The organism is Kitasatospora sp. Ki12 (assembly GCF_054601375.1).
The window spans coordinates 1,693,578-1,717,621 of record NZ_BAAIHT010000003.1 but is presented as its reverse complement, the minus strand read 5'-3'; the positions used below and the strand labels follow the sequence as shown (position 1 = coordinate 1,717,621).

14 protein-coding genes are annotated in these 24,044 nt (G+C 75.7%); 9 read left to right on the top strand and 5 right to left on the bottom strand.

What is annotated here, in order from left to right; all coding sequences use genetic code 11:
• The first annotated feature begins 7 nt into the window (after positions 1-7).
• From ACYP53_RS38115 to ACYP53_RS38080, 8 genes are all read left to right on the top strand, one after another.
• Entirely contained in the window at positions 8-790 is a 783-nt protein-coding gene (locus ACYP53_RS38115; RefSeq protein ID WP_459650749.1) for an ABC transporter ATP-binding protein, read from the top strand.
• Positions 791-922: 132 nt separating this feature from the next.
• Positions 923-2,002 carry a PQQ-dependent sugar dehydrogenase gene (locus tag ACYP53_RS38110; protein WP_459650748.1) on the top strand — a complete coding sequence of 360 codons (1,080 nt, stop codon included), beginning with the start codon at positions 923-925 and terminating at the stop codon, positions 2,000-2,002.
• A gap of 264 nt (positions 2,003-2,266) precedes the next feature.
• The gene (locus tag ACYP53_RS38105; protein ID WP_373313672.1) at positions 2,267-3,124 is read left to right on the top strand and encodes a DUF4132 domain-containing protein; all 858 of its coding nucleotides are present in this window, start codon (positions 2,267-2,269) and stop codon (positions 3,122-3,124) included.
• Entirely contained in the window at positions 3,121-8,205 is a 5,085-nt protein-coding gene (locus ACYP53_RS38100) for a hypothetical protein (protein ID WP_459650747.1), read from the top strand. Before ACYP53_RS38105 ends, ACYP53_RS38100 begins: the two co-directional genes overlap by 4 nt.
• Entirely contained in the window at positions 8,202-9,371 is a 1,170-nt protein-coding gene (locus ACYP53_RS38095) for an ATP-binding protein (protein WP_459650746.1), read from the top strand. Before ACYP53_RS38100 ends, ACYP53_RS38095 begins: the two co-directional genes overlap by 4 nt.
• A gap of 4 nt (positions 9,372-9,375) precedes the next feature.
• The gene (locus ACYP53_RS38090; protein ID WP_459650745.1) at positions 9,376-13,782 is read left to right on the top strand and encodes a DUF5682 family protein; all 4,407 of its coding nucleotides are present in this window, start codon (positions 9,376-9,378) and stop codon (positions 13,780-13,782) included.
• Positions 13,779-15,782: a hypothetical protein gene (locus tag ACYP53_RS38085; protein ID WP_459650744.1), complete on the top strand. Its 2,004-nt coding sequence runs from the start codon at positions 13,779-13,781 to the stop codon at positions 15,780-15,782. The genes ACYP53_RS38090 and ACYP53_RS38085 overlap by 4 nt, the downstream gene beginning before the upstream one ends.
• 174 nt (positions 15,783-15,956) lie before the next feature.
• Complete coding sequence (locus ACYP53_RS38080) at positions 15,957-16,409, top strand: MarR family winged helix-turn-helix transcriptional regulator (protein WP_189913901.1); 453 nt, start codon at positions 15,957-15,959, stop codon at positions 16,407-16,409.
• Between the two features lie 83 nt (positions 16,410-16,492).
• On the opposite strand, the gene ACYP53_RS38075 is transcribed toward ACYP53_RS38080, so the two are convergent.
• The 5 genes from ACYP53_RS38075 to ACYP53_RS38055 form a co-directional block, all read right to left on the bottom strand.
• On the bottom strand, positions 16,493-17,068 hold the full coding sequence (locus ACYP53_RS38075; protein WP_229928312.1) for a GTP-binding protein: 576 nt from the start codon (positions 17,066-17,068) through the stop codon (positions 16,493-16,495).
• Between the two features lie 139 nt (positions 17,069-17,207).
• Positions 17,208-17,591, bottom strand: coding sequence for a DUF742 domain-containing protein (locus ACYP53_RS38070; RefSeq protein ID WP_097235442.1), 384 nt, complete (start codon positions 17,589-17,591; stop codon positions 17,208-17,210).
• The gene (locus tag ACYP53_RS38065; RefSeq protein WP_189913900.1) at positions 17,588-18,019 is read right to left on the bottom strand and encodes a roadblock/LC7 domain-containing protein; all 432 of its coding nucleotides are present in this window, start codon (positions 18,017-18,019) and stop codon (positions 17,588-17,590) included. The genes ACYP53_RS38070 and ACYP53_RS38065 overlap by 4 nt, the downstream gene beginning before the upstream one ends.
• A complete protein-coding gene (locus ACYP53_RS38060; protein ID WP_459650743.1) occupies positions 18,019-20,301 on the bottom strand; it encodes a sensor histidine kinase in 2,283 nt (760 codons plus the stop codon). Before ACYP53_RS38060 ends, ACYP53_RS38065 begins: the two co-directional genes overlap by 1 nt.
• Before the next feature lie 481 nt (positions 20,302-20,782).
• On the bottom strand, positions 20,783-22,051 hold the full coding sequence (locus ACYP53_RS38055) for an acyl-CoA dehydrogenase family protein (protein WP_373313671.1): 1,269 nt from the start codon (positions 22,049-22,051) through the stop codon (positions 20,783-20,785).
• Between the two features lie 421 nt (positions 22,052-22,472).
• Between ACYP53_RS38055 and ACYP53_RS38050 the strand changes: the two genes are divergently transcribed.
• Positions 22,473-23,549 (top strand): GAF domain-containing protein, encoded by a 1,077-nt coding sequence (locus ACYP53_RS38050; RefSeq protein WP_189913898.1) that lies wholly within the window; start codon positions 22,473-22,475, stop codon positions 23,547-23,549.
• Positions 23,550-24,044: the final 495 nt, after the last annotated feature.

The following is a 24,044-nucleotide window of genomic DNA, read 5'->3' as shown; positions in this document are numbered from 1 at the left end:
TGACGACGTGGAGCTGACGATCGAGGGGCTCACCGCGGGCTACGGCCCGGGGCGCCCGGTGCTCGGCGGGGTCGACCTCACCGTCCCCGCCGGGCAGGTGGTGGCGGTGGTCGGGCCGAACGGCTGCGGGAAGTCCACCCTGCTGCGCGCCGTCGCCCGGCTGCACCGGCCGGACGGCGGACGGGTGCTGGTCGGCGGCGAGGACGTGTGGCGGCTGCGCCCGCGTCAGGCCGCGCACCGGATCGCCCTGCTGCCGCAGAGCCCGCAGGCGCCCGAGGCGGTGACCGTCGCCGGACTCGTCCGCTACGGCCGCCACCCGCACCAGGGCCTGTTCCGGCAGTGGTCGCCGGACGACGAGCGGGTCACCGCCGAGGCCCTGCGCGCCACCGGGGTCGAGGAGCTCGCCGACCGCCGCCTGGACCGCCTCTCCGGCGGCCAGCGCCAGCGCTGCTGGCTCGCCATGGTGCTCGCCCAGGACACCCCGGTCGTACTGCTCGACGAGCCGACCAGCGCGCTCGACCTCGGGCACGCGGTGGAGGTGCTGGAGCTGGTCCGCCAGGTCGCGGCGGGCGGCCGGACGGTGGTCATGGTGCTGCACGACCTGGCGGCGGCCGCCCGCTACGCCGATCTGCTGGTCGCCCTGCGCGACGGCGCGGTGGTGGCCTGCGGGCCGCCGCGCGAGGTGGTGGACGCGCCGCTGGTGCGGGCGCTGTACGACATCGACAGCCACGTGCTGACGGCGCCGGGCGACGGTGCGCCGGTGGTCGTGCCCCGGGCATCGGCGGTGTGACGGTGGGGCGGTGGTCGTGCCCCGGGCACCGGCGGTGTGACAGTGGGGCGGTGTGAGGGCGGGGCGGCGGGCCGGCCGGGGGCGGGTGTGGTGTCCTGAAGCCACCCCCGCCGCCCACGGAGAGGTCCCGCGGTGCACCGTCGTCTCGCCGCCCTGCTGCTGGCCGCGCTGGTCGGCGCCGCCGCCTGCTCGCCCGCGTCCCGACCCGAGCCTGTGGCCGGTCCGACCGTGCGCGCCACCGTCGCGGACGGGCTGGCGGTGCCGTGGGGCGTGGCCGTGCTGCCCGGTGGCGACCTGCTGGTCTCGGAGCGGGACACCGCCCGGATCGTCCGGGTCGCCGCGACCGGCGGGACGAAGACCGAGGCGGGCACCGTACCCGGCGTGACGGCCGGAGGAGAGGGCGGACTGCTCGGCCTCGCCCTCTCCCCGTCCTTCGCCGACGACCACCTCGTGTACGCCTACTTCAGCACCGCCGAGGACAATCGCATCGTCCGCTTCGGCTACCACCCCGAGCGGCCCGTCGGAGCCCAACTCGACGCGCCGGCCGTACTGTTGAGCGGAATCCCGCACGGGCCGCGGCACAACGGCGGCCGGATCGCCTTCGGCCCGGACGGCCTGCTCTACGCGGGCACCGGCGACAGCAGCGACTCCCGCATCGCCCAGGACAAAGGTTCACTGGGCGGCAAGATCCTCCGACTCACGGCCGACGGCGCCCCGGCCCCGGGCAACCCCTTCCCCGGCTCGCCGGTCTACTCGTATGGCCACCGCAACGTGCAGGGCCTCGCCTGGGACGGCGAAGGCCGGCTCTGGGCCTGCGAGTTCGGAGCGGACACCTGGGACGAGCTCAACCTGATCCGGCCCGGCGGCAACTTCGGCTGGCCCGTCGTCGAGGGCATCGGCGACCGGGCCGACTACATCGACCCCGTCGCCCAGTGGAAGCCGGCCGAGGCGTCCCCGAGCGGGCTCGCGTACGCCGGCGGAGCCCTGTGGACGGCCGCCCTGCGCGGCACCCGGCTCTGGCGCGTCCCGGTCGAGGGAGACCACCTCGCGGGCAGCCCGCAGTCCTACCTCGACGGCGCCTACGGGCGGCTGCGCACGGTCGTCACCGACCGGGACGGCACGCTGCTGCTCGCCACCGGCAACACCGACGGCCGCGGTGAGCCGCGCCCGGGTGACGACCGCATCCTGCGGCTCGGCGTGCCCGCGCCCTGAGCCGTGGGCGCGTTCTGAGCCGTGCCCGTGTCCTGGGGCTCGGCGTGCCCGGGTCCTGAGCCGACCCCTGTCCTGAGCCGTACCGGAGTTGGGACCTGAGCGGCTTCGTTCACTCGTTCGAGGGGTTTGAGCTCCCCACCCGGCCACCCGCCTCCACCCCGCCCGTCGCGTTGTCAGTGCGCCTCGCTACGTTCCTCGCATCGCTGGTCAGCAGGTGATCGAGACGTGGTTCCCGGGGGGTTCCCGGGTGGGAGGAGTACGGCCGTGGCATGGGTGGAGACGGGCGCGGGAGGGTACCGCGTCACGCTCGACGGGGAGGGCCGGGTGGTCTGCCGCAACGCGGCCGGCCGGGACCTCAAGTCCCTTCCGTCGAAGCTGGGTGACGACCCGGTCGTCACCCAGCTGAAGCAGCTCGCGGAGTGGCTGGCCGCGCACGAGCGGAGCTGCCTGGACGACGTCGAGCGCTGGATGGTCCGCTCGTTGCCGGTGCCCGCCGCGGTGATCACCGCCGTGTGGCCGGACGAGGCCTGGCAGGCCGTGCTGCGCGACCTGGTGGTCACCGGCACGGACGGCGCGGTCGCCGGCTTCCTGCGCGGCGCGGACGCCGAGCGCGGCCTCGGCCTGGTCGACCTGGACGGCGACACCGTCCGGCTCACCGACGGCGAGGTCCTGATACCCCACCCGGTCCTCCTGGAGGACCTCGACGAGCTGCGCGAGTTCGCCGTCGAGCTCGGCGTCTCCCAGCGCGTCCAGCAGCTCTACCGCGAGGTCTGGCACCGGCCGGAGGAGCTGCCGGGCGGCACCGAGGTCACCACCTACGCCGGCGGCCGCTACCGCGAGCTGCGCGAGCTGGTCGGCCGCTGCAACCGGCTCGGTTGCCGGGTCCGCGGCGGCTCCGCGGTCCAGTCGGTCACCGAGGGCGGCCGGACGGTCGAGGCCCGGGTCTGGGTCGGCGACTACTACGAGTACGACGCGTGCGAGACCGGCGCGCTCAGCTGGGCGGGCCCCGACGGCCGGGCCCTGCCGCTCAGGGAGGTCGGACCGGTCGCCTGGTCCGAGGGCATGCGGATGGCCGCCGCCCTGTACGCCGGCCGCACCATCGAAGGGGAGGACGCGGCATGACCGCCACCACCGTCACCACCGCCACCACCGGCCCGGCCACGGCCCCGACGCCCGAGGCGCTGCTCGACGCCGGCGCCGTGCTTCCGGTCGGCACCCTGCCCGGCGCCGGCCGCCCCGACGGCGTCGCCGACGTGCTCACCGCCCGCGGCTACACCCACCCCGCGCTCGACGGCCGCCGGATCGTCCGGCTGGTCCCCGGCGCGCTCGGGCGGGCCGAGGACCTCGCCGTCGACTTCCTCGGCCTGGTGCCTGACACCGACCCCTCCGAGGTCGGCCAGGTGCGCCAGGAGGCGCTCGGCTTCCCCGCCTGGGCGCTGGTCCACGACCCGGCCAACGGCCACCACGCGCTCGCCCTGGTCAAGGAGATGGAGCGGCTGGCCCGCCAGGCGGCCGGCAAGCCCGGCGCCGCCAAGGACGGCTTCGACGCGCTCGTCACCCGGCTCGGCCGCGCCGTCCCGCACTTCCTGCCCACCTTCTGCGAGGAGGTCGGCCGGATCTTCCTCGGCCACGGCAACCAGACCTACGCCGCCGCCTGGTTCGGCAAGGCCCGCGAAGCCGAGCGCACCCACGGCCTGACGGTCGACGAGGAGCGGCTGCGCGCCGTCTTCCTGGAGTTCGCCCTCGCCGGTGCGCTCACCGTCAAGTCCCTGCGCCAGTACGTCAAGGAGCTCGCCCAGCGGCTCGACCCGCTGACCGCCTGGCAGCGCTTCCGCCAGCTGTGCACCGAGCGCTCCGCGGCCGGCATGGCCCCGTACGCCGGCGTCGCCGAGGACGCCCGCGCGCTGATCCGGGCCGCCGGACTGGACCGCACCGAGCACGAACACGCGCTGCTCGCCGAGCTGTTGGCCGCCCCCGCGGTCAACCGGGCGCCCGCCGCCTTCTGGAAGTCCTGGCACGGCGCGCTGATCGAACTGGGCAGGAACGACGCCGGGGTCCGCACCCGGCTGCTGGAGCTGCTGCCCGACCCGGCGGCCTCCGACTCCTCCCCGCACGACACCGCCTGGCTGGAGGTCCTCGCCGGGACGGGCGCCGAGGAACTGCTCACCGGCCCCCGCGCCGAGGGCGCCGAGCCCGCCGCCGCCTGGCTCCAGCGCTGGTGCCACCACCTCGGCCGCGGCTGGCGCAGCCGCCCCAGCTGCCCGGCCACCCTCGCCCTGGCCGGCCGGATGACCGAGCGGCTGCGCGCCGACGCCGTCCCGGTGGACCTCTTCACCGGCATCCGCGCCAGCCACACCCGGCTCGACCTGCTCGACCTCCTGCTGGCCGCCGGCGTTCCGGTGGCCGACCCGCCGCCCGGGCTCGGCTTCGACCTGCGTGACTGGGTCGGGCAGTCCGGCCCCGACAACGCCGGCCTCGCCGCGGTGGCCGCCGACACCCGCTACCGGCCGCTGCTGCGCCGGGCCGCCCCCGCCGCCTGGGAGACGGCCGTCAAGCGCCAGGCGGCCGTGCTGCCGCTGCTGGACGAGCTGTTCGCGGAGTGGGCCGAGGAGCGCGCGGGAGAGGTCGCCGCCGCCCGAGGCCTGGCCGGCGCCGCCGACCTGGTCCGCTCGCTCAGCCAGCACCGCACCGCCATCCGCACGGTCGCCCCGGCCGCCGCCGAGAAGATCGCCGCGCTCGACGTCACCGGCCTGCTCGCCCGCGCCCTCACCACCGGCATCCTGGACGAACTCGGCTGGCCCGCCCTGGAGGACGCGCTCGCCACGCTCGCCGACCCGCCCGCCGACGACGCCCCGCCGGTCACCGCCCCCGGCCTGCGCACCCGCGGCCTGACCGGCCTGATCGTCGAGGACGCCTGGCCGTACCTGATCCTCGCCCGCCTCGACCGCGCCGTCGTGGTCGGCCCGCAGGGCGTCCTGCTGGAGCACACCCTGCGCCTGCCCAAGCTGACGGAGAACTGGAACCGGCCCCGGCTGCGCCTGGTCGACGGCGAACTCCTGGTCGCCTGGTACGAGGACGGCAAGCAGACGGCGTACTGGTCCGGCCGCCCGGGCGAGACCTTCGAACTCGAGGGCGGCACGATCGCCGGCTACCACTACGGCGAGCGCTTCCCGGAGGCGCCGTCCCTCCCGCTGCCCGGCGGCGGCCGCACCACCGGCGAGCGCCCGCTGCACCCCGGCGACACCCGGATGCCCCACGAACACCCCGTCCTCGGTGACGGCACCGGCTACTGGACGGTGCGCCACGGCACGGACGGCCCCGTCCTGCGCGAACTCGACCCGGCCACCGGCACCCTGGGCCGCGCGGCCGAACCGCCCGTGATCGCCGCCACCGCCGCGGCCGGCCGACTCCTCGAAGGCAGCACCCGGCTGCTGCCGCTGCAGCCCGGCCTGGAGCGGACCCCGCTCGGCACCGACGGCACCGTGCTCGGCCACTGGGTCCGCAGCGAGCCCGGCCGCGCCGTCACCGCCTTCACCGCCGACGGGCAGCGCATCGTCCTGCCGCTGGACGGGCGCCGCGAACCGGACACCCTCCCGGTCGGCCGGCTCGCCCTGCCCGGCGAGGCCGGCCCGGTGGTCAGCCGCCCCGGCGGCGAACACCTCTCCCTCAACCTGCCCGATCTCGCCGACCGCGCCGACCGCACCGCCGACCTGCGCCCCTGCCGGTCCGGCGACCTCTCCGCCGCCGGCACCGCACTCGTCCCGCCGTACGACCACTGGCACGCCCTGCGTCCGCGCGACGAGGCCGGATCGCGCGTGCTGCGCGAACTGACCACCGAACAGGCCGCCGGCCTGATCGACGTCGCCTGGCCCGTCGACGCCACGCCCGTCCCGGAGGACGAACAGCGCTGGCTGACCGTCCAGGGCGTCCGGCGCCCGCTCGCCCAGCGCGGCGAGGCCCGCAACACCCTGCCGGTCGAGGCGGTCGGCGCCGCCCTGCCCGGGATCGCCCACCCGCTGCTGCTCGCCGGCGTCGCCGGGCTCGCCCGGGCCGCCGCCGACCTGCTGGACCGGGTCGCCCGCTTCGTCCCGCAGCCGGACGCCGAACGCCCCACCAAGGCGGAGGCCGCCGAGTGGCGGCCCGAGCACGGCCGGGACGACGAGCTGCGCGACGCCGTCGTCGCCGTCCTGCCCCACACCGGTGGTTTCGGCAGCAGCTGGGGCAGCTCCGACCGCTGCTGGGTGCTCAACAACCTGCGCACCGTCACCGCCGCGCTGGCCGCCCCGCCCGCCGCCGACGCCGACGGCTGGAGCACCCCGACGACCCTCACCCTGCAGGGCGGCGACGCCAACCACGGCTGGCTGCACCTGCTCGGCCGGATCGACGTCCTGGCCCACGCCGTGGCCGCCCCGCTCACCAGGCCGGGCCACCGCTCCAGCCTGGTCCTGCTGCTCGGCGAACTCACCAAGGGCCCGCTCGCCGACCGCGGCGCCACCCTGCGCGAGATCGTCCTCGCCGAGGCCCCGCAGGGCGCCACCACCGACAAGCCGGCCACCCACCGCCAGGGCGAGGTGCTGCGCCACGGCGACCGCACCGTCGTCATCCTCGGCCACCGCCGCCAGTTCACCGACGGCACCGTGCACTGGCTCGCCGTCGACCACGACCCGAGCGGGGAGTTCGGCCCCGTCGCGCACTTCACCACCGTCGAGGAGCGGAGCACCGAGGAGCGGGTCACCGCCGCCTGGACGGCCGAGTTCCGGCGGGTCGCCGCCCTGCACGACGGCCTCCCGTGGGACGCGGCGCGCGCCGCCGCCTTCTCCGAACTCACCGGCATCGGCACCGCCCGCGCCACCCTGCTGCTCAGCCCGCCTTCCGGCCTCCTGCCCTGGGGCAACGCCGAGCTGCCCGCCGAGTACGGCTACAAGCCCGCCGAGGTCCGGGCCGCCCGGGCCTGGCTGCGCGGACACGAGCACGCCGGCCTCGCCGAGGTCTGGGGCGCCCTGCTCCCCGCCGACCCGAAGACGCTCTGGACCGAGGGCCCCGACCTCGCCGCCGGCGCCGAGGCCTGGATCCGCCGCTTCGGACGGCTCGTCACCCTCCCCGAGGAGGCCCTCACCACCGTCCAGGGCGTGTCCATCGACGCCATCGAGGCGGTGCTCAACCCCGGGCACACCCCGTGGCTGACCCGCACCACCGGCTTCCGGCTCAGCCGCGAGCACCCGGCCGCACCCCGGCTCGTCCCCGAGGACCCCACCGCGGTGCCCGAGTCCGGTGCGCTGGACCGGGCGGTCGACGCGCTGCGCTGGCTCGCCTACCACCTGCCCGTCGACAGCCCGCTGCGCCCGCTGCTGCGCCCGGCCGCCGCCGCACTGCGCGAGCGCCTGGCCGACCCGGAGCTGCTGCTCGACCTCGGCCTGCTCCACACCCCCAAGGGCGCCCCGGTGTCCGCCGTGCTGCGCACCCACTTCGGCCTCCCCGCCCAGGGCGGCGCCGACCCGGACGGCCTGGTCCGCTGCGGCCCGGCACTCGTCCTCAGCCCGGACCACGAGGAGTACGAGCGGATCTGGCTGCGCCCGGCCGCCCTCACCGGCCCCGACGACCCGCTGCTCGAACTGCTCGGCGGGCTCACCGACAGCTACGGGTTCGCCCTGGAGCGGACCGCCGTCGCCGCCGTCCTGGGCGGCGAGCCGGAGCGCCTGGCCGACTCCGCCGCCACCGTGACGGCGGACGGCGCCGGCGACGGCCCGGCCTGGCTGCAGAACCCGCTGGTCTCCGCCCCCGGCCTGGTCGCCGAGGCGGCCCGCACCCACGACCTCGGCGAGGACGCGGCCACGCTCTACCTCCAGCTGCTCGCCCTGCCCGACCCCACCGACCGCAACGCCGCCCGCTGGACGGGTTGGAAGCCCGCCCGGCTGAAGCGGGCCCGCGCCGAACTCGCCGCCACCGACCTGGTGCTGGAGGCCAAGCGGTCCCGGGCGGGCCGGAGCCTCTTCCTGCCCGGCGGCTGGCAGGAGGCCAAGTCCCCCGCGCTGCCCGCCGAGACCTGGAAGGCCGGCCTGTACGAACTGTCCGCCTACCAGCCGGTGCTGGCGCACCTGCCCGTCCCCGAACTGTTCGCCCGGGCCTGGCAGCGCACCCTCGACGGCGACGCCCCCGGATACGAAGAGCTCCAGACCGGCAAGCGCAGGAAGGCCCGCCGATGACCACCACCCCCGTGACCACGACCACCGCCACCACGGCCACCGCCCCCGCCGAGCGGCAGATCGTCCCGCCCGAGGAGAAGTACGCCGCCGAACTGGAGTTCCTGGCCGCCCACGACAGCGGTCCCCGCCCGCCCGGCTGGCGGCTCACCCCGCGCGCCGTCGTCACCTTCGTGATGGGCAGCGCCGGCGAGAAGCTCAAGGCCGGCCGCAAGAGCCTCGCCGTCGAGCCCAAGTTCGTCGGCGAGCGCGCCCTGGTCGAGCGCTGCGTCGTCACCCTCGCAGGGGAGCGCGGCCTGCTGCTCGTCGGCGAGCCCGGCACCGCCAAGTCGATGCTCTCCGAACTGCTCGCCGCCGCCGTCTGCGGCACCAGCGCGCTCACCGTCCAGGGCACCGCCGGCACCACCGAGGACCAGCTCAAGTACGGCTGGAACTACGCCCTGCTGCTCGCCAAGGGCCCCAGCCGCGACGCCCTCGTCCCGTCCCCGGTGCTCACCGCGATGACCACCGGGGCGGTCGCCCGGGTCGAGGAGGTGACCCGCTGCCTGCCCGAGGTGCAGGACGCCCTGGTCTCGCTGCTCTCCGAACGGCGCATCGCCGTCCCCGAACTGGCCGGCACCCCGGACGGGCAGCTGCACGCCGCCGCAGGCTTCACCCTGATCGCCACCGCCAACCTGCGGGACAAGGGCGTCAGCGAGATGTCCGCGGCCCTCAAGCGGCGGTTCAACTTCGAGACGGTCGGGCCGATCGGCAGCCTCGCCGCCGAGGTCGACCTGGTGCGCCGCCAGTCCACCGTCGCCGTCGCCCGGGCCGGCGCCGCCTACGCGGTCGACGACGCCGTCCTGGAGGCCCTGGTCACCGCCTTCCGCGACCTGCGCACCGGCCGCTCCACCGAAGGCTGGGACGTCGAACGCCCGTCCACCGTGATGAGCACCGCCGAGGCGGTCTCCGTCGCCACCGCCCTCGGCGTCACCGCCGCCTACCTACCCGACGGCGGCGACCTGCTCGGACGCCTCCCCGGCCAACTCCTCGGCGTGGTCCGCAAGGACGACCCGGCCGACGCGGCCCGCCTGCTCGGCTACTGGGACGGGCCGGTCCGCCGCCGCGCCGAGCAGGGCGCGGGCACCTGGCGCACCCTGTGGGACCTCCGTTCGGCACTGGAGGCCTGAGCCGATGAGCAGTGCGGTGACTCCCGTCCCGGACCTCCCGGACCTCCCGGACGCCCCGGACATCCTGGGCCTCCCGGACCTTCAGGACGACCCGGAGCGCAGGGTCCGGACCGAGGCCGACCGGTTGGCGGCCTCCGGCGCCGGCCGCCCGGGGCCCTACCTGATCGGCGTGCGCCACCACGCGCCGTCCCTCAGCGCGGTCGTCCCCGCGCTGCTCGACGCGGCCCGGCCCGAGGTGGTCCTGGTCGAACTGCCCGCCGAGTTCCAGCCCTGGCTCGACCGGCTCGCCGACGAGGCGACCGAAGCCCCGGTCGCCCTCGCCGCCGCCCCGGCCGGGCCCGACGAGACCGGCGGGCCGGCCTTCTACCCGTTCGCCGACTTCTCGCCGGAACTCGTCGCGCTGCGCTGGGCCCGACGCAACGGCGTCGAGGCCATCACCTGCGACCTCCCGCTCGCCCACCGCACCGGGCGGGCGGGTGAGCGGCCGCGGCACGGCGACGCACCCGGCGTCGCCGACGCGCTGCGCCACCGCCTCACCGGCCGGGACTCCGACGAGGACCTGTGGGACCGGCTGGTCGAGACCGCCGCCCCCGGCTCCACCCCGGAAGCCGTCCGGCGCGCCGCCCTGCTCGTCGGCTGGGCGCTGCGCCACGACGCCGAGACCGGCCCCGGCGTCGACCCGTACGACCTGCGCCGCGAGGCCTGGATGCGCGCCCGCATCCAGGCCGCCGCGGCCGGCGGCCGACGGATCGCCGCCGTGGTCGGCGCCTTCCACGCGCCCGCCCTGCTCGACGGCCCGACCGCCACCGAGGAGCCTCCGCACCCGGACGACCCCGGCCACGTCCTCTCCCTGATCCCCTACACCTACCCGCTGCTCGACGCCCGCTCCGGCTACCCGGCGGGCATCCGGGACCCCGAGTGGCAGCACACCGTGCTCGACGCCGGCGGCGACCCCGACCGGCTCGCCGAAGCGCTCACCACCACCGCCGTCCGGATCTGCGCAGCCCTGCGCGCCCGCATCCAGGCCGCCGCGGCCGGCGGCCGACGGATCGCCGCCGTGGTCGGCGCCTTCCACGCGCCCGCCCTGCTCGACGGCCCGACCGCCACCGAGGAGCCTCCGCACCCGGACGACCCCGGCCACGTCCTCTCCCTGATCCCCTACACCTACCCGCTGCTCGACGCCCGCTCCGGCTACCCGGCGGGCATCCGGGACCCCGAGTGGCAGCACACCGTGCTCGACGCCGGCGGCGACCCCGACCGGCTCGCCGAAGCGCTCACCACCACCGCCGTCCGGATCTGCGCAGCCCTGCGCGCCCAGGACCACCCGAGCGGCCCGGCCGACGCCCGCGAGATCGTCCGGCTGGCCGGCGACCTCGCCCGGCTGCGCGGCCACGCCGCCCCCGGCCGCGGCGAACTGGTCGAAGCGGTGCAGACCGTCCTCGCCCAGGGCGAACCCCTCGGCCGCGGCCGGGCCGTCGCCCGCGCCCTCGAACAGGTCCTGATCGGCACCCGCACCGGCCGCCCCACACCCGCCGCCCCGCGCAGCGGACTCGCCCCCGCCGTCGAGACCCTCCTCGCCGACCTCGGCCTTCCCGGCCCCACCGACCCCGGCCCGCGCGACCTGCGCCTCGACCCGCTGCGCAGCACGCTCGACCGCCGCCGCGAGATCCTCCTCCACCGCCTCACCGCCTGCGACGTCCCCTACGCCGACCCCGTCGCCACCAGCGGCGCCGGTGGCACCGAAACGCTCGGCACCCGCTGGCGGCTCCACTGGACACCCGCCACCGCCGCCATGCTCACCGTCGCCGGCACCCGGGGCGTCACCCCCGCCCAGGCCGCCGAAGGCGCCCTGCGCGTCCGCCACCCCGTCGAACCCACCCCGCGCGAGATCATCGACGGCCTCACCGCCGCCGCCTCCTGCGCCCTCCCCGCCCTCACCGGAACCCGCCTCACCCAGCTCACCACCACCCTCCCCACCGCGGCCACCCTCCCCGAACTCCTCGACGCCCTCGCCCTCCTCGACCGCCTCGCGGCAGGCCACTTCCCGGGCCACACCCCGAGCGAGGAGCAGCCACCCGCCGAGGTCCCAGCGGCAGCGTCGGCCGGCGCCGGTGACGTCGTGTCGGGTGCGGCTGGGGCCGGCTCGCCTGGGGGCGTTGCCGCTGGGGCCTTGGGCGCGCCGGGGCTCGGGCAGTCCGCGTCGGCTTCGGCCGGTGGCGCGGGCGTCGCGGCTCCTGCTTCGGGCGCCGTGGCGTCCGGAGGGGAGGGCGGTGCTGCCGGGGCCGGTTCACCGGCCGTGCCTGGTGGTGGGGGTGTTGCCTCCGCGACCGTAGGTGTCCTGACGTCCGGGCCGGATACCGGAGCCGCCTCGGGCGTACCGATGTCCGGGCGAGGTGCCGGGACGGCACCCGCCACGGCGGTGGCGTCGGCCCCCGGTCGACCGTCCTCGCCGGTTCCTCCCGGTGGCGTGGGTGTCGCCGCCCTGGTGGCGGCGGTGCCGGAGGTCGGCCAGCCGCTGGGGTCAACCACCGCTGACCGCCATGCGGTCAGCGGCTCCTCCGGGCGGTCTCTGGGCGCGGCCGAGGAGGTGTTGACGGTCGCCGCGGTGCGGCAGTTGGAGGGGCTCGGCGGGTCGGACGATCCGCAGGACGCGCGGGCGCTGGTGGAGCTGGTGCGGCGGGCGGACCGGCTGGGCGGGGTGCGGTTGGCGTACGTGCTGGCGGAACTCGCCGAGCGGGGCAGCCCGTTGGTGCGGGGTGCGGCCGGAGCGGTGCGGGTGCTGCTGGGGCAGGAGACGGCCGGTGTGTTGGGCGGTCGGGCGGCCTCGTGGGTGGACGGGGCCACCGGCCCGGAGGCGCGCCAGGTGCTCGGGCGCGCGCTGGTCGGGTTGCTGACGGCGGCGGAGGGGCTGTTCGACTCCGCGCCGGAGGCGCTCGAACCGGTGTTGGAGCGGGTCACCTCGCTGCCCGACGGCGCCTTCCTGGACCGGCTGCCCGCGCTGCGCGGCGGCTTCGACACGCTCAGCCCGGCCGCCCGTGACCGGCTGCTGGCCCTGGTCGAGGAGCGCCTGGGCACCCGGCTCACCGCGCTGCCCGAGGAGGCCGGGCCCGCCGTGGTCGCCGGATGGGTGCGGGCGGACCTCGCGGCCCGCGCCGCGCTGGCCCGCCGGGGCCTGGTGCGGACGACTCCCGACGACGCTCCGGCACCGGTGCCGCAGGCGCCGGCACTCCCGTCGGCACCCCCGCTGGCCCCCGAGCGGACGAGCGGAAGAACAGTGGAGCACGCCTCCGCCAACGCCCTGGCTCCGGCCGAGCGCTGGCGGCTGCTCCTCGGCCGTCCGGGCAGCAGCGGCCTGAGCGGCCGTGGTGCCCGACTCGCCACCGCCCTGGACGAGTTGTACGGCAGCGGTCACGGCGAGGGTTCCGGTCCGGGCCTGGAGAGCCGGGGCGGCCGGGGTGGCCGCGAGGCCCCGTACCCCGGGGTGCGGGAGTGGGCCGAGGAGCTTGAGTCGCTGTTCGGTCCGGGCCTGCGGGAGGAGGTGCTGGCCGCTGCCGTCGCGCAGGGCCGTGCCGACGTCCTGGAGGCGGTCGATCCGTCGGCGGTCCGCCCGTCCGTCGATCTGCTGCGCACCGTCCTGGAGCACGCGGGCGGGTTGCCGGAGGCCCGGCTGGCGCGGCTGCGTCCGCTGGTGCGGCGCCTGGTGGACGAGTTGACCCGGGAGCTGGCGACCAGGCTGCGTCCGGCCCTGACCGGGATCGCCGTGCCGCGGCCGTCCCGCCGTCCGGGTGGCGGGCTGGACCTGGACCGGACCATCCGGGCGAACCTGGCCACCGCCCGTTCCACGCCGGAGGGCGGCACGCTGATCGTGCCGGAGCGTCCGGTGTTCCGGACCAGGGCCCGGCAGGCCAACGACTGGCGGCTGATCCTGGTGGTGGACGTCTCCGGATCGATGGAGGCCTCCACGGTCTGGGCGGCGCTGACGGCCTCGATCCTGGCCGGGGTGCCCTCGCTGAGCACCCACTTCGTGGCGTTCTCCACCGAGGTGGTCGACCTGACGGAGCGGGTGGAGGATCCGCTGAGTCTCCTGTTGGAGGTGCGGATCGGCGGTGGCACCAGCATCGCGAGCGGCTTGCGCTACGCGCGGGAGCTGGTGACGGTGCCGTCGCGCACGCTGGTCGCGGTGGTCAGTGACTTCGAGGAGGGCGGGCCGGTCTCCGGGTTGTTGGCCCAGACCCGGGCGCTGGTGGATTCCGGCGTGCACGTGCTGGGTTGCGCGGCGCTGGACGACACCGGGACGGCCCGCTATTCGAAGGCGGTCGCGGGCCGGTTGGTCGCGGCCGGGATGCCCGTGGCGGCGTTGAGCCCGCTGGAACTGGCCCGCTGGGTGGGGGAGAAGGTGCGATGCGTGTGACTGCGCGGACGAACGACTGGCCGGGTGTGCGGCCGGAGGTGGTCGCCGAGGTGGTGGCCGGGTTGAGCGCACGGCTGCAGAAGCGGCTGGACGGGGCGGCGGCGAAGCTGGCGGAGCGTCCGGTGGCCCGGGAGGGCGACGAGTGGCGGGTGGAGGTGGACGAGGAGACGGTGCTCGTCCTGCACGCCCCGGGCGGGGTGGTCGCCGGGCAGGACGGCGTCCGCTGCGGCTGTCTGCTCGCGCCGGCCTGTGTGCACCGGGCCGCCGCCGTCACCCTCTGCCCCCTCGCCGAGGCGCCCCCGGAGACCGAGACCGAGGCCACGCCGGAGACGGAAGCCGAGGCGGAGCAGCCCACCGCGCCCGCCGCGCCCACCGCGCCCACCGCGCCCACCGCGCCCACCGCGCCCACCGCGCCCACGGGAACGACGGAGGCCGCCCAGGCACCGCAGGAGCAGGCGACCCCCCTGACCGCCCCCGAACTCGCCGCCGCCCGGCACCTCCACCGGGCCGCCGCGGCCGTCCTCGCCGCCGGGGTGAGCGGCGCGGGCGCCGTGGCGCAGGCCGAGCTCCTGCGCGCCGCCCACCGGGCCCGGCTCGCGGGCCTGTACCGTCCGGCCGCGGCGGCGGTCACCGTGGTGACCCGGGTCCGGGCGGCCCGCTCCGGCGCGCCGGACCACCGGTTGGCGGACCTGGTGGCGGGCCTGCGCGAACTGCTGGGCCTCACCGCGGCGTTGACCGCGGGGGAGGGCGCCGGCGCGGTCCCGGTCGCCGAGCTGCGCGGCACGGCGCGCCAGTCCTACCGGGAGGAGGGCGGCCTGCGGTTGTACGGGCTGTTCGCCGAGCCGGTGCTGACGGCGACCCACGCGGGCGCCGTCGCCTGGGGGGTGGACGCCGACGGGCGTCTGAGCACCCTCGGCGAGGTCATGCCGCACGACGACGCGGCGGCCGCCGCCCCGCAGGCGGTCGGGGCGGGCAACCGGACGGTCCGGCTGGGGGACGCCGCGCTCAGCCACCGTGAGTTCAGCCGTGCGGGGCTGGCCGTGCAGGGAGCGACCAGGTCCGCCGCCGGGCGACTGGGGGCCGGTGCCGGCGTCCGGGCGGTCCGGGCGGCGGGTGTGGCGTGGACGGCGGAGCCGGCGGCCCGGCTCTGGTCCGAGCCGGCGGCCGCCCAGGTGGCGCGGGCGCTCGCGGCCCAGGACCTGCCGTACGAGGGCCGTCCGGCCGGGAGCGACCTGCTGTTCCTGGACGTCACCGTGCTGGGCCCGGCCCCGACCGGGCCGGGCGGGGAACCGCAGTTGCTGGCGCGGTGCGCGGAGGACGGCCCGGTGGTGGCGCTGCGCGCGGCGCACGAGCACCCCGAGCTGCCGTTCCGGGCGAACCTCGCGCTGCTCGCCACCGCGCCCGGCCTCCGGCTGCGGGTGATCGGCCGGCTGGAGCGCGCGGACCGCCCGGAGCTGCGGCTGCTGGCGATCGGCTCGCCCCCGGAGGGTCCGGACCCGCAGGGCCCCGGCCCGCTCGCCCTCACCGCCGACCGAGCGGGCCGGGTCAACCTCGGTCTGGAACGCCTCCAGACCGCCGACCTGGCGGCCCCAGGGCCAGCCCCCGAGCCCGCCCGCGAGACGGCACCGGCTGCGTCGCCCGGTGCGGTACCCGGTACGACGTCGGCGGACGGCCCCGGGCTGCCCGCGCCGTACGGTCCGCCCGTCCACGTGCTCGGGCGCCGGGTGGAGCAGACCGTCACCACCGGGCGGCACGCCCTCGGGCCGAGCGAGGCCACGGCGGCGGCCGACCGCGGTCTGCTGCGGGCGGCTGGGCTGTCCACCGCCGCCGTGCTGCTGGACGGCCTGCGGGCCGCCGCGGCGAACCAGCGGCGGGACGTGTTCGGCCGGATCGTCGCGGACGATCACGGCGCCTTCGCCCACGCCTGGTTGGCGGCGGCCTGGTACGCCGAGGAGCTGGCCACGGCGCTCTGCTCGGCGGCCTGGAGCGGGGAGGGCTGAACCAGGGACGAATCGAGGGACGAGTCGAGGGGCGCGCCGAGGGACGCACCGGAGGACGCACCGAGAGCCGAACCATAAGGCGAACTATTTGCAGGGACCGGTAAACCGCGCCGACTGGCATACTTGGGGAAGGGAGGCACCGAACAGCCGGTGCAGCGGAAAGGACGGCGCGCCATGGGGATCCGCGACGACGCGGCCGAGATCCGGGCGCGTGGCTGGCGCACGCTCGCCGCGCTGCACGGGATGATCGACACCGCGCTGGAGAAGGCGCTCCAGGCCGAGTGCAAGCTCTCGGTGGTCGAGTACACGGTGCTGGAGGCGCTCTCCCGCCAGGACGGCTGGCACATGCGGATGCAGCAGCTGGCCCGCGCGGCGGCGTTGAGCAGCAGCGCGACCACCCGGCTGGTGAGCCGCCTGGAGGACCGGGGCCTGTTGAGCCGCTACCTCTGCGCGGACGACCGGCGCGGCATCTACACCGAGCTGACGCAGGAGGGCCGTGACCTGCTGGTGACGGCCCGTCCGGTGCACGACGCGGCCCTGGAGGCGACCCTGGCCCAGGCCACCGGAGTCCCCGAGCTGGCCCCGCTGGTCGACTCGCTCGCCGCGCTGAACCCGGCGCACGCCTGAACCAGCGGACCCACGGGCTCACGGACCTACGGACCCGCTGAGCGCCCGGGCGAGCGAACGACCGCCCGGCCCGGGGCCGTCCCTCAGCGCCGTCCGGCGGTCAGGGCGTCCCGGTGCACCCGGTCGAGCAGGGCGAGCAGCAGTTCCTTGCTGGATCCCCGCTCCCGGACGTCGCACAGCACGACCGGGACCTCCGGACCGAGGTCGAGGGCGTGGCGGACCTCCTCGGGGGTGGCCTCGCGGCGGCCGTGGAAGCAGTTGACGCCGATCGCGAACGGGATGCCGCGCTGCTCGAAGAAGTCCACGGCGGCGAAGCTGGATTCGAGCCGCCGGGTGTCGGCGAGGATGATCGCGCCGAGGGCGCCGAGGGCGAGGTCGTCCCACATGAACCAGAAGCGGAACTGCCCCGGCGTGCCGAAGAGGTACAGCACCAGGTCGTCGCGGACGGTGATCCGTCCGAAGTCCATGGCCACCGTGGTGGTGGACTTCTCCTGGACGCCGTCGAGGCTGTCGACCCCGATGCTGGCGCGGGTCATCCGTTCCTCGGTCTGCAGCGGTTCGATCTCGCTGACCGAGCCGACCATGGTGGTCTTCCCAACGCCGAATCCGCCGGCGACGAGGATCTTGACCGCGCCCGGCACCAGGCTCTGGGTCGTCAATTCGGTTCTCCTGTAGGGGAGCTGGGAGAGCGGGGGGAACAATCGGGCTGGGGCGCCCGCCGCTCGCCGGTGCGACGGCGAACCGGTGAGCGGCCACCGGCGACCGGCCAGCGGCCACCGGCGGGGGGAGGTGCTCCCGTCAGAGTCGGCGGACGCCCTCGATCACGGCCTGGATCAGCGAGATGTCCGGTGCCTCGGCGAGCTGGACCGGGGCACGGGTGAGGATTAACCGGGCCTCGGCGAGGTCGTCGAGCAGTACCTTGACCACGCTGACCGGCAGGTCGAGGGTGGCCGCGATCTCGGCCACGGCCAGCGGGCGCTCGCGGCAGAGGTCGATGATCGCGGCCGGTTCGGGCGTGAGCCGGGTGGTGTCGGTGCGCGGGTCGGCGGTGACCACCAGGGTGATCAGCGCGAATCCGTCACGGACCGGTCCGGTACGCCCGTTGGTGATCGCGTAAGGGCGGACCAGATGGCCGGCGTCCTTGTCGTAGAACCAGCCCTCGTCGGCGTCGGCGGTGGTCACGCACCGCCACCCGCGCCGACCTGGCCGGCGTCGCTGCGCGGCGCCGCGGTGAGGTACTGGCCGACCTGCTTGACCAGCATGTTGATCTCGTAGGCCATCAGCCCGGCGTCCACCTGCTCGCTGGTGAGGACGGCGAGCCGGGCGCCCTGCCCGGCCGTGGTGACGAACAGGAACAGCTGGTCCATCTCGACCACGGTCTGCCGGACCTGCCCGCCGTTGAAGCGGTGCCCGGCGCCGCGGGCCAGGCTCTGCAGGCCGGAGGCGACCGCGGAGAGGTGTTCGGCGTCGGCCCGGTCGAGGTTCTGGGACATGCCGACCAGCAGACCGTCCTCCGAGAGGACGATGGCGTGGCGGGTCTCGGGTACCCGGGCGACCAGCTGGTCCAGCAGCCAGTTCAGGTCGCGCTGGGTTTCGGTGTGCTGCGTCATCACTGCTGTTCCTTGGCTTCCTGAGCGGCGGAGGCTTCCTGAGCGGCGGAAGGTACGGCCGGGGTGCGGGGGGTGGCGGGCGTGGCCGGCTCGCCCGGGTCGGTGCCGGCCGCGCGGGCGGTCCGGGTGCCGCGCTGGATGGCGGCCATGGTGGCGCGGGAGCGCTGCGGGGAGGGGTCCTCGGCGGCGGCGTCGGCGCCACCGAACCGGGGCGCGACGGGTGCGGTCGGCGCGACGGGCGCGGCCGGGCCGGCGGGTCGGCCGCCGGACGGCGGCAGCACGGCGCCGGGCGCGTGGGCCTCGCGGAGCTGCTCGGCGAGGCTGGCGTTGCGGACCCGCTGCGGCAGGACCCGCGGGGTGCGCAGCTCACCGTCCGGGCCGTGCTCCACCTGGTCCTCCTGCGGGCGGTCGTGGGTGGGCGCGGAACGGTCGGCGGGGACCCCGTCGAAGGGGGCCGCGGCCGGATCGGCCGGGAGGTCCGCGCCGCGGCGCTTGGGCAGCGGGCGCTTCGGCAGGGCTCCGTCCGTCAGGTGACTGTCCGTCGGTGGCACGTCCGCCGACGGTCCGTCGGTCAGGGCGTCCGCCGGGGCGTCGCCCGGCAGCTCGTACCGGCGCGGCAGGGCGGGCCGGGGGACGACCACGGCACCGGGCAGTCCGGGGATCTGGGCGCCGATCGGCAGTCCGCCGTTCGCGGGAGCCCCGGGAGCCCCGGGAGCCCCGGGAGCCCCGGGAGCCCCGGGAGCCTCAGCGCCCGCGGTTCCACCGTCCACCGGGCCGCCGTCGAGCAGTCCACCGTCGATCAGCCCGCTGTCGAGCAGGCCACCGGAGGGCAGGCCACCGGAGAGCAGCCTGCCGTCCGACAGCCCGTCGGCCGCCGGCAGATCGGCCAGGTACCCGCCGTCGCCCGGAACCGGCTCAGCGCCCGCCCCCGCAAGGCCCGTCCCCGCAGCGCCCTCGACCGCGGCCGGAGGGGCCTCGGGCCCGGCGGGCGCCGCCGGACCGTTGCCCAGCAGTCCGCCGAGGACGTTGGCCAGCGCGCCCGACAGCTCCTGGTCGACCTCCCCGAGGTCCTCGTCCGCCGTGGGCCGGGCCTCCGGCACCGGGGTGCGGGTGACCCGGGCGCCGGAGGGCAGTCCGGGAACGGAGGCCGGCTGCTCGGCCTGCTCCAGCAGCACCGAGGGCACCAGCACCACGGCGCGGGTGCCGCCGTACGGCGAGGGTCGCAGGGTGACCTGGATGTCGTGCCGGGCGGCGAGCCGGGCGACGACGAAGAGGCCGAGCCGCAGGTCGTCGCCGAGCGCCGAGACGTCCAGCTCGGGTGGGTTGGCCAGGTACTCGTTGAGCCGCTCGTACTCCTCCTCGCTCATGCCGAGGCCGCGGTCCTCGACCTCGACCGCGAGGCCCTTGGGCACCTCCTGCGCGGAGACCTGCACCTGGGTGTACGGCGGGGAGAAGGTGGTGCCGTTCTCGATCAGTTCGGCGACCAGGTGGATGACGTCGGCGACGGCCTGTCCGCTGAGCGAGGCGCGCGGAACGCCCTGGACGACGACGCGGGCGTAGTTCTCGGTCTCGGAGACGGCGCTGCGCAGCACGTTGACCACGGGCACGGCGTTGCGCCAGCGGCGGGCGGGCAGCGCGCCGCCGAGGATGACCAGGTTCTCGGCGTTGCGCCGCATCCGGGTGGCCAGGTGGTCGACCGCGAACAGTTCGCGCAGCAGCTCGGGTTCCTCGTGCTCGCGCTCCAGCGCGTCCAGCATGCTGATCTGCCGGTGGATCAGGATCTGGGTGCGGCGGGCGATGTTGAGGAAGACCTTCTTCGTCCCTTCGCGGCCCTGGGCCTGGTGGACGATGGCGGCGACGGCGGCCTGGCGGACGGCGGCGAGGCCGTCGGCGGTCTGCTGGACCTCGTCGCCTGTTCGGCGGGAGGGCGCCCAGGCGGGCGGGGTGGGCACCGGTTCTCCGGCGCGCAGCCGTCCGACCACCTCGGGGATCTCTCGCTGGGCGAGCGCGAGGGTGTCGGCGCGCAGTCCGGACAGCCGGCCGGACAGGGTCCGGGCGGCCCGGATGCCGCGGATCAGGCTGTAGAGCAGCACGACGGCGACGACGGCGGTGCCGATCAGCACCGCGGTGCGGTTCCCGGCGTCGCGCAGCAGGTAGGCGGCGTAGCCCCAGGCGGCGGCGAGGCCGAGGCTGGGGACGAGGACGAGTGCGAGGAGCGCGCTGCGGAGGGAGCCGGACCGGCCGGCGCGGTGGCCCGTGCGGGGGGCCGATATGCCTGGCATCTGATTCCTTGGTGCAGGGCCGAGTTGCAGGCCGGGTCGCGGGTCCGAACGGCGGGTTGGCCCGTGCGGCCCGGGCGGGCTTATGGGCGCCGAGGCCGGGGTCGCCGGACGGGGTGACGTGGCGTCACCGTCCGGGCGGGGGTACAGCCACGGCCGCCGACGGCAGGAAACCTATCAGTCCCAGGTGGCATCATCGCAACATCAACTGACGATATGTGAACGGCTGATGGCACCGGCCGGTCCTGCGGCCCGAAGCGTTCGTCGACGGATCGCAGCAGCTCAGGGCCGTGTCCGCGACGCAAACGACGGATCTCCGGGAGGCTGGGTGCGCCTCCCGGGGATCCGTCAGGAACAGGTCAAGAGTCGTACGCCGAAGGGTCGCCGCCGTCCGATCCGCCCTGGGGCCCGGCCGGGCCTCCGCTGCCGGGGCGCCGGGCACCGTCCGGTCCGACCGGACCCGGTCGGTGCCGAGTGCCGGGGATCAGCTCGCGAGCGGGATCCGCACCACCCGGGCGGTCCGTTCGTCCTTGCGCTCCGCCTCCTGCTGGTTCAGCTCGGTCCACGCCCAGCTGGCCAGGTCGGACAGTTCGGCCGACCACTGCTTGCCGTAGGTGCCAGAGGCGACCTGGCCGAGCCGCAGCCGCTGGACGTCCGAGGTGCCGGCCGGGGCGTAGATGTGGGTGGCGTCCCGCAGGTAGCGGATGATGTTGAACTCCTCCTGGGTGCCGCGGGCGGCGAGGATCTCCATCGCGCTGCGGGCCGAGTCCATCGCGTACTCGGTGTTGATGAGCTTGGCGTTCATCAGCTCGGCGTCGCAGGGCTTGCCGTGGTCGAGCAGGTGCGAGGCGTGGTACGCGGCCAGCTTGGCGGTCATCAGCTTGGACTGCAGCTCGCCGAGCTTCAGCGCGACGCTGTTCAGCTGGTTGAGCGGCTTGCCGTACAGCACCCGCTCCTCCGCGTAGCGCACGACGTCCTCGACGATCGCGACGTGGATGCCGAGCGCGACGGCGCCCAGGTTGAGGCGGCCGTACAGGGTGGAGGAGGAGTAGGCGACGTCCAGCCCCTGGCCCTCCACGCCGAGCCGGTTGCCGACGGGTATGCGGCAGTCCTCGAAGACGAGCTCGCCGAAGCTGAAGCCGTGCAGGCCGCCCTGGGTGCCGAGGGTGCCGGTGCGGAAGCCGGGGCGGTCGCTCTCGACGAGGAAGGCGGAGAGCCCCCCGCTGCCCTGGCCGGTGCGGAACACCACGCCGTGCACGTCGCCGATGTGGGAGTTGCCCACGAACCACTTGCGGCCGTTCAGCACGTACTGGTTGCCCTCGCGGCGCGCGGTGCCGGCCATGCCGAGCACGTGGCCGCCGGACTCCGGCTCGGTGACCGCGATGGTCGGCAGGGACTCCCCGGAGGCGAACCTGGGCAGCCACTTGCGCCGCTGCGCGTTCGAGCCGAAGTGGATGACCTTGGCGACGCCGAGCTGCGAGGCCTGCGCCATCGCGCCCATCGCGCCGCTGACGCGGGCCAGTTCCTCCACGATGATGGTCTTGGCGAGGTGACCGAGCCCGAGGCCGCCGAACTCCTTGGGGATGGTCACGCCGATCCAGCCGCGACGCGCGATCTCCCTCGACAGTTCGAACTCGACCTCCCGATCGGCCTCCATCCTGGCGACCTGAGGGCGAACCTCCTTCTCCGCGAACTCACGGACCTCCGCCCGGAGGCTCTCGTGTCGTTCGTCGGTGAAGTAGTCCATGGCCATGCTTGGTCCTCTCGTTTCCGGGGGAGTCGTGCCTCCGTCCATGCCGTAGATGCCGCTCGGCCGCCCCGCAGGGGAACACGGTGGGGGTGTGGGATGTGGCCGGCCGATCGCTCCCTTGCCTTCGGTGCATGCGGACCCATGGCGCGGTTTTCCGAGGGAGAGGAACACCGTCCGTGTCTTCGGCAGGGCTCATTGTCGTATGTGAACACCCCCCGCACGGCTAGTTGATCTTGGATTGGCGTGATCCCGGTCGTCCTTGTGGTTGGTGGGTTTCGTGCTGACATGGACGGGGAAATGATCTTCCCCCTTCCGGAGACCCGGCTGAGCGGCCGTTCACATGCGGCTTTGACTGATCATCGGCAAAGACGGTGGCCGGTACCGGTAGCACCGAAGAGACCGGATGTCTGATTACATGTGCGCCATGACTGATGTGATGAGCACTCAAGGCCAGTTCCCGGGTGCTGCCGGGGAGTCCGAACGGACTCGCAGGCTGCGCAGCCTGGGTCTCAACGAACCGTCCGCCGATGAGGCTTTCGACCGCTTCGCGCACCTGGCAGCCAGCATCACCCGCGCCCCCATCGCGATGGTCAACTTCATCAACGACGAGCGCCAGATGTTCCGGGGGCTCTACATTCCGCCAAACTCGCCCGAGATCGCGACAGATGAGGGCGCTTCCTGGGCGGACCGGGGCATCGCGTTCGACCTTCCCACCCGTCAGATGCCGCTGAGCCACGGCTTCTGCCCGCACGTGGTCGCCCAGCGCTCGCCCCTCGCGCTGGACGACATCCTCGCCTACCCCCGGTTCGCCGGAAATCCGGTCGTCGACGAACTCGGCGTCCGGGCCTACCTCGGCGCCCCGCTCGTCGACGACACCAACACCGTCATCGGCACCGTCTGCGTCCTCGACCGGGAACCCCGGCAGTGGGGGCGCGAGCGGCTGCGCGACATCCAGCACCTCGCCGAGGCGCTGCTCTCCGAGATCCGGCTGCGCGACAACCTGCTCGCCCAGCAGCAGGAGATGTTCGCCGCCTTCGACGGCTCCCCCTTCCCCATCATGCTCACCGACGGCCCCGGCCAGGAGATCCGCTACGCCAACGCCCAGCACGCCGACACCTTCGGCGCCCCGGTGGCGTACGGCTCGATCGGCCAGGCCTACCCCCAGCTCGGCGCGGCCGGCCTCCAGCAGGCCGTCGCCGAGGCCTACCGCACCGGCCGCGCGACCGTCCTGAACGACGTCCGGGTGCAGCCGACCCGCCCCGAGGCCCAGCGCATCCAGCAGATCTTCAGCTTCACCTGCACCCCGATGCGGACCGCGCGCACCGGCCAGGTCAACGGTGTCCTCACCGTCGGCATGGACGTCACCGCGCAGTCCCGGACCGAGGAGGAACTCGGCACGCTGGCCGCACTGCTGGTCGACCGGCTGCAGCAGAACGGCGTCGCGACCACGACCGGCCGACCGGGCATCGCCGGCGGCTCCGGACTCGTCCTGCCGAACTGAACCGCCGACCGGCCGCCCCCGCGCGGCACGACGGCCCACGACCGTACCGCCCGCTCCTACCGTTTGGCCCGTATTACCCGCATTGCTCGCACGACCCGCGTGATCCGCAGTACCCGCACTATCCGCATTCCCCGTACGACGTGCACGACCCGCACGACCCGCACGACGCGTCCGTACCGCCCACCGCCGTGGCGGGGCGCCTCTCACCCCCGAGGAGAGGCTCCCCGCCACAGCGCTGTCCGGACTAGGGCGTGTCTGACAATTCCCGCCGGGCGCGCGACGCCGGGGCACGCACCTCGCCGCGTTGTCGTCGGTCGCCGATGCTCCGCATGGACTCCCTCCTCCGCCTTGCGATGCACGCACCCCAACGCCGCGCGCTGATCCGACGCGAATTGTCAGACACGCCCTAGCCCGGCAGGTGCCCCGGCCCCGGCTGCGGCCCCGGCCGCCGCCCCCGACACCCGGCCGCGGCCCCGGCCGTACGGTGCGGCGCAG